Origin of the sequence: Pseudomonas sp. Sample_14 (assembly GCF_004307515.1) — a bacterium.
In the GTDB taxonomy this organism is placed as follows: Bacteria; Pseudomonadota; Gammaproteobacteria; order Pseudomonadales; family Pseudomonadaceae; genus Aquipseudomonas; species Aquipseudomonas atacamensis.
Map to the genome: position 1 here is coordinate 32,773 of NZ_RCOC01000093.1, position 13,023 is coordinate 45,795.

The window sequence follows — 13,023 nt, forward strand, 5'->3', positions numbered from 1 at the left end:
TCCAACTCCGTTTTCCATCGCCCTCTTCTTTATCAGCCACGAGTGGATTCCATGACGACTACGCCCAAACCTTTGGTCCTGATGATTCTCGACGGCTTCGGTCACAGCGACAGCCCCGAATCCAATGCCGTGTTCGCGGCGAAGAAACCTGTGCTGGATCGTCTGTGGGCCACGGTGCCGAACGGCTTGATTTCGGGCAGCGGCATGGACGTCGGCCTGCCGGACGGCCAGATGGGCAACTCCGAAGTCGGCCATATGAACCTCGGCGCCGGGCGCGTGGTGTATCAGGACTTCACCCGCGTGACCAAAGCGATCCGCGACGGCGAATTCTTCGAAAACCCGACCATCTGCGCCGCTGTCGATAAAGCCGTGGCCGCCGGCAAAGCCGTGCACTTCATGGGCCTGCTGTCCGATGGCGGCGTGCACAGCCACCAGGATCACCTGATCGCCATGGCCGAACTGGCCTTCAAGCGCGGCGCCGAAAAAATCTACCTGCACGCCTTTCTCGATGGCCGCGACACGCCGCCGAAAAGCGCCGCTTCGTCGATCGAACTGCTCGACGCGACTTTCCAGGCCCTCGGCAAAGGCCGGATCGCCAGCATCATCGGCCGCTATTTCGCCATGGACCGTGACAACCGTTGGGATCGCGTCGCCCAGGCCTATAACCTGATCGTCGACGGCAATGGCGAATTCAACGCCGCCACCGCTCAGGAAGGTCTCGAAGCCGCCTACGCCCGTGGCGAAAGCGACGAATTCGTCAAAGCCACTTCCATCGGTGAGCCGGTGAAAGTTGAAGACGGCGACGCCGTGGTGTTCATGAACTTCCGTGCCGACCGCGCCCGCGAGCTGACCCGCGTGTTCGTCGAAGACGATTTCAAGGAATTCGCGCGCGCCCGCCAGCCAAAACTGGCCGGTTTCGTCATGCTTACCCAGTACGCCGCAAGCATTCCGGCACCGTCGGCCTTCGCCGCCGGCAGCCTGGAAAACGTTCTCGGTGATTACCTGGCGAAAAACGGCAAGACCCAGCTGCGCATCGCTGAAACCGAAAAATACGCCCACGTGACCTTCTTCTTTTCCGGCGGTCGTGAAGAACCGTTCCCGGGCGAAGAGCGCATCCTGATCCCGTCGCCAAAAGTCGCGACTTATGACTTGCAGCCGGAAATGAGCGCCCCGGAAGTCACTGACCGTATCGTCGACGCCATCGAAAACCAGCGCTACGACGTGATCGTGGTCAACTACGCCAACGGCGACATGGTTGGCCACAGCGGCGTGTTCGACGCGGCGGTCAAAGCGGTCGAGTGCCTGGACACCTGCGTCGGTCGCATCGTTGAAGCACTGGAAAAGGTCGGCGGCGAAGCACTGATCACGGCTGACCACGGCAACGTCGAGCAAATGGCCGATGAATCCACCGGTCAGGCGCACACCGCGCACACCACCGAGCCGGTGCCGTTCATCTACGTCGGCAAACGCGACCTGAAAGTGCGCGAAGGCGGCGTGCTGGCGGACGTGGCACCGACCATGCTGATGCTGCTGGGTCTGGAAAAACCGGCGGAGATGACCGGGACTTCGATCCTGGTCTGAGCCGAATCCGGAAAACACCGCAAAAACCCTGTGGGAGCTGGCTTGCCAGCGATAGCAATCTGACAGCCAGCATTTATGTTGAATGTGCAGCCGCCATCGCTGGCAAGCCAGCTCCCACAGTGGTTTGTGCTGGGTTCGAAGATTATTTTCAGCTGTATCTTCAGCCAGTTATCACACAGCCCCAATTGGGCGTTTTTTTTGCAGCCTCGGGCGGGCATACTAGGCCGTCCTCTACCCTGGTGCCGCCCGCCCCTATGCTTCGCGTCCTGATCGCCCTTGCTCTGACCTGTCTGCTCCAGCCGGCCTTCGCCGACGAGCGCGCGCAAACCCAACAGCAGTTGGACGCCACGCGTCAGGATATCGCCGAGCTGAAAAAACTCTTGGGCAAGCTGCAGGAAGAAAAGTCCGGCGTGCAGAAAGAGCTCAAGGGCACTGAAACCGAGATGGGCAAGCTGCAGAAGCAGGTCGACGCGCTGCAGAAAGAACTGCAGAAAAGCGAATCCGAGCTACAGCGGCTCGATGCAGAGAAAAAAAAACTCCAGAGCGCGCGCACTGAACAGCAGCGACTGATCGCCATTCAGGCGCGAGCGGCGTACCAGAACGGCCGCCAGGAATACCTCAAGCTGCTGCTCAATCAGCAGAACCCCGAGAAGTTCGCCCGCACCCTCACGTATTACGACTACCTGAGCCAGGCACGCCTGGAGCAGTTGAAGAACTTCAACGAAACCCTGCGCCAGCTGGCCAATGTCGAAAAAGACATCGGCCTGCAGCAAGCGCAGTTGCTGGTGCAGAAAAGCGACCTCGACACGCAGCGCGAAGCACTCGAGAAAGTCCGCAAGGAACGCCAGCAGGTCCTTGCCAAACTCAATGACGACGTCAAGGCCCGCGACCAGAAACTCGCCGCCCGCGAGCAGGATCAGGCAGACCTGTCTAAAGTCCTTAAAACCATTGAAGAAACCCTGGCCCGTCAGGCTCGTGAGGCAGAAGAAGCGCGGCAGAAAGCGCTGATCGCCCAGCAGGAAGCGGAAAAAAAGCGTTTGCGTGAGGCGCAGGCTGATAACAGCGACGCCCCACGAAAACCCGCCAGATCAAGCCCCGGCGCGCTGGTATCGAGCAGCGGCGAAACCTTTGGCGGGCCATTTGCTGCGACCCGGGGAAAACTTCCGTGGCCGGTTGATGGTCGATTACTCGCACGCTTCGGTGAAAGCCGTGGCGACGACGCCCGCACCAAGTGGGATGGCGTGATGATCAGCGCTTCCGCCGGCAGCCAGGTGCACGCCGTACACGGCGGGCGCGTGGTGTTCGCCGATTGGCTGCGCGGTGCCGGTTTGCTGGTGATTCTCGATCACGGCAACGGTTTTCTGAGTCTTTACGGCCACAACCAGACGCTGCTCAAGTCGGCGGGTGATGTGGTCAAGGCTGGCGAGTCGATTTCCACTGTCGGTAACAGTGGCGGTCAGGACACGCCAGCGCTGTATTTCGCAATTCGTCAGCAGGGTCACCCGAGTGATCCGGCGCAATGGTGTCGTGCGCAAGGATAAGCGCACCATCTAATTCAGGAGTTCGTTCGACATGCTGCATTTGTCCCGCCTTACCTCGCTGGCCCTGACGATCGCCCTGGTGATCGGCGCGCCTCTGGCGTTCGCCGCGCAACCGGCCCCGACCGTCGCTCCGGCAGGCACTGCCGCGACCGCCAAGGCGCCGTTGCCGCTGGAAGAGCTGCGCACCTTCGCCGAGGTCATGGACCGGATCAAAGCCGCGTACGTCGAGCCTGTGGACGACAAGACTCTGCTGGAAAACGCGATCAAGGGCATGCTCAGCAACCTCGATCCGCATTCGGCCTACCTTGGCCCGGAAGATTTCACCGAGCTGCAGGAAAGCACCAGCGGTGAATTCGGCGGCCTGGGCATCGAAGTCGGCGCCGAGGACGGCTTCATCAAGGTTGTCTCGCCGATCGACGACACCCCGGCGTCGAAGGCCGGCATTCAGGCTGGCGACTTCATCGTCAAGATCAACGGCCAGCCAACCCGCGGCCAGACCATGACCGAAGCCGTCGACAAGATGCGCGGCAAGATCGGCCAGAAAATCACCCTGACCCTGGTTCGCGATGGCGGCACGCCGTTCGATGTGACCCTGGCCCGTGCAGTGATTCAGGTGAAAAGCGTCAAGGCGCAACTGCTGGAATCGGGCTACGGCTACATCCGCATCACCCAGTTCCAGGTCAAGACCGGCGAAGAAGTCTCCAAGGCTCTGGCCAAACTGCGCAAGGACAACGGCAAGAAGCTCAACGGCATCATTCTCGACCTGCGCAACAACCCGGGCGGCGTACTGCAATCGGCAGTGGAAGTGGTCGACCACTTCATCACCAAAGGCCTGATCGTCTACACCAAGGGCCGCATCGCCAACTCCGAATTGCGCTTCTCCGCCACCGGCAAGGACGAAAGCGAAGCGGTACCGATGGTCGTGCTGATCAACGGTGGCAGTGCCTCGGCTTCGGAAATCGTCGCCGGCGCCCTGCAGGACCAGAAGCGTGCCGTGGTCATGGGCACCACCAGTTTCGGCAAGGGCTCGGTGCAGACCGTGCTGCCGCTGAACAACGACCGCGCGCTGAAGATCACCACCGCGCTGTACTTCACGCCGAACGGCCGCTCGATCCAGGCTCAGGGCATCGTGCCGGACATCGAAGTGCGCCGCGCGAAGATCACCAACGAAGCCGACAGCGAATACTTCAAGGAAGCCGATCTGCAAGGTCATTTGGGCAACGGCAACGGCGGCGCCGACAAACCGAGCGGTTCCGGCGGCAAGGCCAAAGCGATGCCGCAGGATGACGATTACCAGCTGGCCCAGGCCCTGAGCCTGCTCAAAGGCCTGAGCATCACCTCCGGCCGCTGAGGATGTTGCTCCGCGCACTCTGCGTCCTGTTGTGCTGTCTGGCGGGCTTTGCCCAAGCAGAGTCCGCCATCTCTTCCCCGCACAAGGCCTACCTGACATTGATCATCGATGACCTGGGGCAGAACCTGCCCCGGGATCGTCGCGTGCTCGCCCTGCCCGGCCCGGTCACGGCGGCGATCATGCCCGACACCCCCCACGCCAGCGAATTTGCCCGCGAAGCCCATCGCGCCGGCAAGATCGTCATCCTGCACATGCCCATGGATCCGGCCACCGGGCCGTACGCCTGGCACCCCGAACTGCCCATCGAAGAGCTGCAGAAACGCCTGAATGCCGCGTTTGAAAAAGTCCCGTTCACCGCCGGCATCAACAATCACATGGGCAGCCGCATGACCGCGCAGCCTGCGGCGATGGCGTGGTTGATGGGCGAATTGCAGCGTCGGCACAAGTTCTTCGTCGACAGCCGCACCAGCGCTCAAACGGTCGCTGCGCAGCAGGCGCAGAAAATCGATCTGGCCAGCGTTTCCAGAGACGTGTTTCTCGATGATGAGCGCACCGAAGCGGCCATTGCCAATCAGTTGCAGACCGCAATCGCCCTGGCGCACAAACAGGGCTCAGCGGTGATGATCGGCCATCCGTATCCGCAGACCCTGGCGGTGCTGGAGCGCGAATTACCCAAGCTCAAAGCGCAAGGCATCGACTGGATCGATATCCGGCAGATGATCAGCGTGCGCAGCAATCGGGCCATGGCTGGGCATGGCAAGGACGGCGTTTACCGGTAAAACCCTGTGACGCTGGCACATACATAGTTACCACCCGATAACCGTCCCCGTTTCCGATAGTGCGACCTGCAACAGGTCGCGACGCCCTCGCGTCGCTTTCAACTATCAGGAATCATCATGATTATCGAAGACAATATTGCAGCGCTGCCACGGCAAATGGAACCGATCATCCAGGACAACCTGCTGATCAACTTCACCACGGAATTCAATCGGGTCTGGAGCAGCAACGGCTCGAAAGCGAAACCCGCCACCTTCTGGCGCCCTGCCCCCGCTCCGGATGCACTGCCGGGCTATTTCCAGCTGGGCGATATGCTGATCCCCGGCGATGCCAATATCAACGGCGAAGTAGTCGCGGCCGTGGTCTGCGAGAGGGATTTGAAAGGAGTCGAAAACGCCAGAGGCAAGGCACTGGCGCGTCCTGTCGATTTTGAACTGGCCTGGAAAGAAACCGGGGCGCCCAATGTTGCGCGCCTGTCGATCTGGCGCCCTTTGGCACCTGTCGGTTACGTCGCCTTGGGCCAAGTCTGCACCACCGATCATTGCAAACCTTCGCTCAACTCAGTGCGTTGCGTCAGGGTCGACCTCGTCGTCGCGGCGAACCTCGGCGAGTTGATCTGGAATGACAAAGGTAGCGGCGCCAAAATGAGTTTCAGTGCCTACGCCATCGAACCGCCGACTGCGGCAGCAGGCGAAATCCTGTTTGCAGCGGGCACATTCGCCGGCATTCAGGGCTACAGCAAGCCTGCGGCACCTTCATCGGCGTACGCGTTGCGCATGCAGATCCCTGTGCAACTGAGCGAACCACCGCAGGTTCCGGTTCTCGGTGGCTATGCCAAGCCAGCCGAAAGCGAACCCGCCACAGTCACACATGTTGCCCGCCTGCCCTGGTTCGCGGTGCGAGACCATGCGCATCCCGGTGAGCAGTTTCGCAACTCACCTTACTATGCACTCAAGAGGACCGACCAATACGTGCTCATCGGTTATGAGCGCAATGAGGCAGACACATACCGCGCGAGAAAATGGACTGCGCCGCGCGCGCAGAGCGCCGTGACGATGCGGATGTTCCATAGCTTCACCGCGATGGAAATTGTAAAAGCCTGGCCATCCGCGCCTCTGAGCGACATCCGCATGACCAGATTCTCGGCTTGCCTGCCGAAGGCCCTGACCCACACTGAAGCGTCTTCCAACGGCTGGCACGAGCTGCGACCGCAGATCGTGATTGCCATGGTGCCAAAACAATCAGCCGTAGCGGTCTATCAGATGCAAAGCCATTACGAACTGGTGAGGGAAGACGGTACTCAAGTGGCGGTCGATTTCGGCTATACCGACGACTCCAGCGTTCTGCTGACGCAATACCCGCCGCAATCCATCGAGTCAGTCAGTTCGTGCCCATCGCTGACGTCGGATATCCCCGCTGAGACAGGCATCGACAGCACCAGCGTAGAAGCGCTGCCATCGCCTGATCTGGATGTGGTCACAGATAGCGCGCCATGATTTCATCGACCACGCCTTCCTTGCGCAACTGATCCAGCGCGGTCTGCAACCTGGCGACGACGTCATCGGAAACATCCTTGTTCAGCGCCAGGTACAACTCGGCGCTGTTGAAGCGCAGCACGGTCTTCAGACCGGTCACGCCATCCTGCCGTGCCAGATAACGGCCGGCAGGATCACCCGTGGCCCACAGATCGATCTGGCCATTGAGCAGCTTTTTAGCGTTGTCCTGATCGCGCAGCACCACCACTGGTTTGAGGCCTTGCTTGGTGAGTGTCTCGGCAATCGCATCCCCCTTGTAGGCGCCGATCTTGTATTTGCGCGCGTCGTTGAGGGTGTCGAGGGTGATCTTGCTGTCAGCCTTGGCCAGCAGAATCCAGTCATCCGGGCCGATCGGGCCGACCCATTTGAACAGTCTTTCGCGATCGGGCAGGCGCGCCATAACGAAGGCCCCGTAACCGGGATTTTCCAGGGCGAGCTTGTAGACACGTTCCCAGGGGAAACGCAGGGTCAGGCTGTAGGTGAGGCCGGCGCGCTGGAACATCTCGCGAACGATGTCCGTGGCAATGCCGTTGATGTTGTCGCCCTGGGCGAAATTCTTGCCATTCTTCGCCATGTTGTACGGCGGGAAATTTTCGGTGAGCAGCACCAGATCGGTGTCGGGACTGGTTTCGGCCCGGGCATTGCTGATGAACAACAACGAGGCGCTGGCGAGAACAACAAGCAGGCGTTTGATCATGTCGGGCTACCGGAATCCATGGCGTGCCCAAGAGTGCCTTGGGCGCGCCATGCTGTCCACTGGCCTGTACGCTTTAGCGCATGACGATGCCGCGATGCGACATGTAGGCTTTGGCTTCCTGCACGGTGTATTCGCCGAAGTGGAAAATACTTGCCGCCAGCACCGCACTGGCATGGCCTTCGAGAATGCCGTCGGCCAGATGCTGCAAATTGCCGACGCCACCGGAAGCGATCACCGGAATGCCCAGCGCGTCGCTGATGGCGCGGGTCACGCCGAGGTCGAAGCCGTTTTTCATGCCGTCCTGATCCATGCTGGTCAGGAGGATTTCGCCAGCACCGAGGCCTTCCATTTTCTTCGCCCACTCGACCGCGTCGAGGCCGGTCGGCTTGCGCCCGCCGTGGGTGAAGATTTCCCAGCGCGGGGTTTCGCCGGGGCCGGAGACTTTCTTGGCGTCGATGGCGACGACGATGCACTGCGAGCCGAAATGCTGCGCGGCTTCGCCAACGAACTCCGGATTGAACACGGCGGCGGTGTTGATCGACACCTTGTCCGCGCCTGCATTGAGCAGGTTGCGGATGTCCTGCACGGTACGCACGCCACCGCCGACGGTCAGCGGAATGAACACCTGGCTGGCCATGCGCTCGACGGTATGCAGCGTAGTGTCACGACCATCGACGCTGGCGGTGATGTCGAGAAAGGTAATCTCGTCGGCGCCCTGCTCGTCGTAGCGACGGGCGATTTCCACCGGGTCACCGGCGTCGCGGATGTTCTCGAACTTCACACCTTTGACGACCCGGCCGTTGTCCACGTCCAGGCAAGGGATGATGCGTTTGGCCAGCGCCATGGTCAGTCCTCAGCCTTGGTACGAATCGCAGAAAGCTTGCGCTTCGGCGACGTCGAGAGTGCCTTCGTAGATCGCCCGGCCGGTAATCGCGCCGATGATGCCCGGTGCCTTGGCGTCGAGCAGCGACTTGATGTCACCCAGGTTATGGATGCCGCCGGAAGCGATCACCGGAATCCTGGTGGCAGCGGCCAGCGCAGCGGTGAACGGTACGTTGCAGCCCTGCATCATGCCGTCTTTGGCAATGTCGGTATAAACGATCGAGGACACGCCGTCGGCTTCGAACTGCTTGGCCAGGTCAATGACCTGCACGGTGCTGATCTCAGCCCAGCCGTCGGTGGCGACGAAACCGTCTTTCGCATCCAGACCGACAATGATCTTGCCCGGAAACGCACGGCAGGCTTCAGCAACGAACGCCGGATCTTTCACGGCTTTGGTGCCGATGATCACGTAGCTCACGCCAGCCTTGACGTAATGCTCGATGGTTTCCAGCGAACGGATACCGCCGCCAATCTGGATCGGCAGGGTCGGGTAACGCTTGGCGATTGCGGTAACCACTTCGCCGTTGACCGGCTGACCTTCGAACGCGCCGTTCAGGTCGACCAGATGCAGACGACGGCAACCGCCCTCCACCCACTTGGCAGCCATGCTCACCGGGTCATCGGAGAACACCGTGGAATCTTCCATGCGGCCCTGGCGCAGACGTACGCAGGCACCGTCTTTGAGATCGATAGCGGGAATAATCAGCATCTGGCAAACCTTAAAATTGGAATGTTCAGCTTGGCTCGGGAATCAGTTTTTCTCGAGCGCCCACAGGTCGCTTTCGATGCTTTCAAACCGTTCCTTGAGGTGGGTCTGCACATCGAAAATCGCCCTGTTGTAATAGTGCGGAGCAATCTCGCGGGTAAACAGCTCAAGAATTTCCGCCGCCTCGAACGAACCCAGGTCCAATTCGAAACGATCTTCCATGAACCGCTGAATCTTGCGACTGGCCTCGCTCTCCTGCTCGGGAGTGAGGGTCAGAATCGGCGGTTTGGATTTCTTGACAGCCATCTACCAGCGACCGTCCCACGCAGCGAAGTTCTGCAGCAGTTGCAGGCCGTGGGTATGGCTTTTCTCCGGGTGGAACTGCACGGCGAAACGCGAACCGTCGGCCAGCGCTGCGGCGAAATCGACACCGTAATGACCGCTGCCTACCACCTGCCGCGCATTGGCGGCGGCGATGTAGTAGCTGTGCACGAAGTAGAAACGCGCCAGATCCGGGATGTCATGCCACAACGGGTGACTGATGTTCTGCTTCACCTCGTTCCAGCCCATGTGCGGGACCTTCAGGTGCTCGCCGTCTTCGTGCAGATCCTTGCCGAAGAATTTCACCGCGCCCGGAAACAGGCCGATGCAGTCGACGCCGGCGTTCTCTTCGCTGGTATCGAGCAGGGCTTGCATGCCGACACAGATGCCGAGGAACGGCCGATCCTGGCTGACCTCACGGACCAGCGAATCGAAGCCGAGGCGACGGATCTCCGCCATGCAATCGCGAATCGCGCCAACGCCCGGGAATACCACGCGGTCGGCTTCACGAATTACGTTCGCATCGCTGGTGATCAGCACCTTGCCGGCGCCGACGTGCTCAAGAGCCTTGGCCACCGAGTGCAGATTGCCCATGCCGTAGTCGATAACTGCAACCGTCTGCATTACAGAACGCCTTTGGTCGATGGCATTTGCCCGGCCATGCGCTCGTCCAGCTCTACGGCCATGCGCAGCGCGCGGCCGAAAGCCTTGAACACGGTTTCGATCTGGTGGTGAGTGTTGGTGCCGCGCAGGTTGTCGATGTGCACGCTGACCAGCGCGTGGTTGACGAAGCCCTGGAAGAATTCCTGGAACAGGTCAACGTCGAAACCGCCGACGGTAGCGCGGGTGTACGGCACGTGCATCTGCAGGCCCGGGCGACCGGAGAAATCGATTACCACGCGCGACAGCGCTTCATCGAGCGGCACGTAGGCATGGCCGTAGCGACGGATGCCTTTTTTGTCGCCGATGGCTTTGGCGAAGGCTTGGCCGAGGGTGATACCGACGTCTTCCACCGTATGGTGGTCGTCGATATGCAGATCGCCCTTGCATTCGATATCCAGGTCGATCAACCCGTGACGGGCGATCTGATCCAGCATGTGCTCAAGAAAAGGTACACCGATATCGAATCGGGCCTTTCCGGTGCCATCAAGGTTGATCGAGGCTTTGATCTGGGTTTCCAGAGTGTCGCGCTCGACAGACGCCTTACGTTCGGCCATCACCAGCTCCGCAAAATCATTGGGCGAAAAAGGCAGCCATTATAGGCACGCAGGAGGCAAACAGAAACACGAGAGGTGAGATGCCTGACGGATAGAACGCCCGGCTGTCGCGGGTAGACATGTCCATACAAGCCAGTACAGGCATGCCATAAACGAATGTGGGAGCGAGCCTGCTCGCGAATGCGGCACGCCAGCCAACATGGATGTCGACTGGTGCTCCGTCTTCGCGAGCAGGCTCGCTCCCACAGGTTCGGTGTTTATTCAGCTAACACCTTAGTGAAACAGTACCGCCGTCTTCTGCAGGGTCACCCACACACCCCACGCCAACGGAATACCCACCACCAGCCATGCCGCGATCGCCAGAGGCTTGGTGCCCGGCGCTGCTTTCCACTCCAGAACGGTGCTGGCATCGGCACCCTTGTCGTGGCCCAGCGCCTGTTCGGCGGCCAGTTCGGCGTCGGTCATGAAGTACTTGTCGGCCACCGGGCGCACCATCAGGTTGCACAGGAAGCCCAGCACCAGCAGGCCGGCGAGGATGTACAGGGTGATGTCGTAAGCGGCAGCGCGTTCCACGCCGATGCTCAACTGATATTCACGCAGGTAGTTGACCAGCACCGGACCGAGCACGCCGGCAGCGGCCCAGGCAGTCAGCAGACGACCGTGGATCGCACCGACCATCTGCGTACCGAACAGGTCGGCCAGATACGCCGGAACGGTGGCAAAACCACCGCCGTACATCGACAGGATGATGCAGAACGCCGCCACGAACAGCGCAACGTTGCCCAGATGGCCCATGTTCGGAATCAGCGCGTACAGGGCAAAACCCAGCGCGAAGAACACGAAGTAAGTGTTCTTGCGGCCCAGGTAGTCGGAGAACGAGGCCCAGAAGAACCGGCCACCGATGTTGAACAGGCTCAGCAGACCAGTGAAGCCCGCTGCGATCGCCGCGATCGAGGCCAGTTGGCCAGCGTCGAGTTGACCGAACGGCACATCGACGCCCAGCAGTTTGCCGCCGAACACTTCCTGCAACAGTGGCGAAGCCATGCCGAGGATACCGATACCCGCCGACACGTTCAGGCACAGCACCAGCCAGACCAGACGGAATTGCGGAGTTTTCCACGCTACGTTCACGTGGACGTGACGGTTGGTGATCATGGCATTGGAAGCTTTCTTCGCCGGAGCGGTCCAGCCTTCAGGTTTCCAGCCGGTTGGCGGCACGCGGTAGGACAGTGCGCCACCGATCATGAACACGAAGTAAATGGCCGCCATGGCCACGAAGCTCTGCCATACGCCCACGCCTTCTGGCGATGCGAAGTGGCTCATCAGTGCAGTCGCCAGTGGTGCGCCGACCATCGCGCCGCCACCGAAGCCCATGATCGCCATGCCGGTCGCCATGCCGCGCTTGTCCGGGAACCACTTGATCAGGGTCGACACCGGCGAGATATAGCCCAGGCCCAGACCGATACCGCCGATCACGCCGGAGCCGATCCACATCAGCCAGATCTGGTGGGTATAGATACCCAGCGCGGAAATCAGCAGACCGCCGCACCAGCACAAGGCCGAGACCACGCCCGCTTTACGAGGCCCGGCGTGTTCCAGCCAGCCACCCCAGATCGCTGCCGAGCAGCCGAGGAAGATGAAGAACAGCGTGTAGATCCAGCCGAGCATGGAGATCGGCCAGTCGCAGTTCGACGAAAATACCTGTGCGATGAAGCTCATGTCCGGCGCGCAAGCCACCGGCGCGGTAACGCCGAGTGCCTTGGACAGCGGCAGCCAGAACACCGAGAAGCCGTAGGCCATGCCGATGCACAGGTGAATGGCCAAAGCGGCCGGTGGAACCAGCCAGCGGTTGAAACCGGGCTTGGCGATGATGCGTTCCTTGGACAGGAACGCAGGCTGGTCGGCTTTGAGGCCGTCCGCCGTGATGCTCGTGCTCATTGTGTATCCCCCAATTGTTAGTATGGTTCGCCAGCCACTGCTCACCCTCGGCCTTATGCACGCAGGCATGACCGTTTTTTTAGGTGAAGCTCCTTGAAGGCGCGACGTTAAGTCGCAGACGGGCGGACGAACTGGCGAAGGTTACCATTCTCAGGTGACAGAAAAACCAAACTGATATCACCTTTTTTCAAGTCATCTGTTCTCGTACGACTGGGGAAGCCGCCAACCCCGCGTCTGCAAAGGCACCACGCCGTTTGCTACTTGTCCCATTTATGCGTGCGAAAAGTTACCCGTCGCCTGGGCGTGACTGAACGACTGGTGAACCAAGCGCAAAAAATGGCGTCGCAAGCGTGGGCCGGATTGCACCCTCTGGCGCCCGCCGGGCATCCTCAAGCGCAGGCCCTGTGGCGAAGTTGCAGGTGCCGCCGCCGACCCTCGGCAGATGACGCCACACCGAACCGGGTGCCGGCAGCGCTA

General features: G+C 60.7%; 12 protein-coding genes and 1 pseudogene. 6 read left to right on the forward strand and 7 right to left on the reverse strand.

Annotation, left to right across the window (positions count from 1 at the left end; translation table 11 throughout):
- The first annotated feature begins 51 nt into the window (after positions 1–51).
- The 5 genes from gpmI (at position 52) to D8U61_RS22495 (ending at position 6,746) form a co-directional block, all read left to right on the forward strand.
- On the forward strand, positions 52–1,581 hold the full coding sequence (gpmI, locus tag D8U61_RS22475; RefSeq protein ID WP_016772117.1) for a 2,3-bisphosphoglycerate-independent phosphoglycerate mutase: 1,530 nt from the start codon (positions 52–54) through the stop codon (positions 1,579–1,581).
- A gap of 254 nt (positions 1,582–1,835) precedes the next feature.
- Positions 1,836–3,122, forward strand: coding sequence for a murein hydrolase activator EnvC (locus D8U61_RS22480; protein ID WP_093105956.1), 1,287 nt, complete (start codon positions 1,836–1,838; stop codon positions 3,120–3,122).
- Positions 3,123–3,153: 31 nt separating this feature from the next.
- Positions 3,154–4,473 carry a S41 family peptidase gene (locus D8U61_RS22485; RefSeq protein ID WP_039756590.1) on the forward strand — a complete coding sequence of 440 codons (1,320 nt, stop codon included), beginning with the start codon at positions 3,154–3,156 and terminating at the stop codon, positions 4,471–4,473.
- Positions 4,474–4,475: 2 nt separating this feature from the next.
- On the forward strand, positions 4,476–5,252 hold the full coding sequence (locus D8U61_RS22490) for a divergent polysaccharide deacetylase family protein (RefSeq protein ID WP_125925789.1): 777 nt from the start codon (positions 4,476–4,478) through the stop codon (positions 5,250–5,252).
- Positions 5,253–5,369: 117 nt separating this feature from the next.
- The gene (locus D8U61_RS22495; RefSeq protein ID WP_130927687.1) at positions 5,370–6,746 is read left to right on the forward strand and encodes a Vps62-related protein; all 1,377 of its coding nucleotides are present in this window, start codon (positions 5,370–5,372) and stop codon (positions 6,744–6,746) included.
- Here the strand turns inward: D8U61_RS22495 and D8U61_RS22500 are convergent.
- From D8U61_RS22500 to D8U61_RS22535, 7 genes are all read right to left on the reverse strand, one after another.
- Positions 6,727–7,482, reverse strand: coding sequence for an ABC transporter substrate-binding protein (locus D8U61_RS22500; RefSeq protein ID WP_123444045.1), 756 nt, complete (start codon positions 7,480–7,482; stop codon positions 6,727–6,729). The genes D8U61_RS22495 and D8U61_RS22500 overlap by 20 nt on opposite strands.
- 73 nt (positions 7,483–7,555) lie before the next feature.
- Positions 7,556–8,326 carry an imidazole glycerol phosphate synthase subunit HisF gene (hisF, locus tag D8U61_RS22505; protein WP_016772122.1) on the reverse strand — a complete coding sequence of 257 codons (771 nt, stop codon included), beginning with the start codon at positions 8,324–8,326 and terminating at the stop codon, positions 7,556–7,558.
- A 9-nt stretch (positions 8,327–8,335) separates the two neighbouring features.
- Complete coding sequence (gene hisA, locus D8U61_RS22510) at positions 8,336–9,073, reverse strand: 1-(5-phosphoribosyl)-5-[(5-phosphoribosylamino)methylideneamino]imidazole-4-carboxamide isomerase (RefSeq protein ID WP_056787231.1); 738 nt, start codon at positions 9,071–9,073, stop codon at positions 8,336–8,338.
- Positions 9,074–9,115: 42 nt separating this feature from the next.
- Complete coding sequence (locus tag D8U61_RS22515) at positions 9,116–9,376, reverse strand: DUF2164 domain-containing protein (RefSeq protein WP_016772123.1); 261 nt, start codon at positions 9,374–9,376, stop codon at positions 9,116–9,118.
- Positions 9,377–10,015: an imidazole glycerol phosphate synthase subunit HisH gene (gene hisH / locus D8U61_RS22520; protein WP_016772124.1), complete on the reverse strand. Its 639-nt coding sequence runs from the start codon at positions 10,013–10,015 to the stop codon at positions 9,377–9,379.
- On the reverse strand, positions 10,015–10,608 hold the full coding sequence (gene hisB / locus D8U61_RS22525; protein WP_016772125.1) for an imidazoleglycerol-phosphate dehydratase HisB: 594 nt from the start codon (positions 10,606–10,608) through the stop codon (positions 10,015–10,017). The genes hisH and hisB overlap by 1 nt, the downstream gene beginning before the upstream one ends.
- 273 nt (positions 10,609–10,881) lie before the next feature.
- The gene (locus D8U61_RS22535; RefSeq protein ID WP_016772126.1) at positions 10,882–12,546 is read right to left on the reverse strand and encodes an OFA family MFS transporter; all 1,665 of its coding nucleotides are present in this window, start codon (positions 12,544–12,546) and stop codon (positions 10,882–10,884) included.
- 231 nt (positions 12,547–12,777) lie between these two features.
- On the opposite strand from D8U61_RS22535, the pseudogene D8U61_RS22540 reads away from it, so the two are divergent.
- A pseudogene (locus tag D8U61_RS22540) lies at positions 12,778–12,992 on the forward strand (acetyl-CoA sensor PanZ family protein); the annotation flags it as partial.
- Positions 12,993–13,023: the final 31 nt, after the last annotated feature.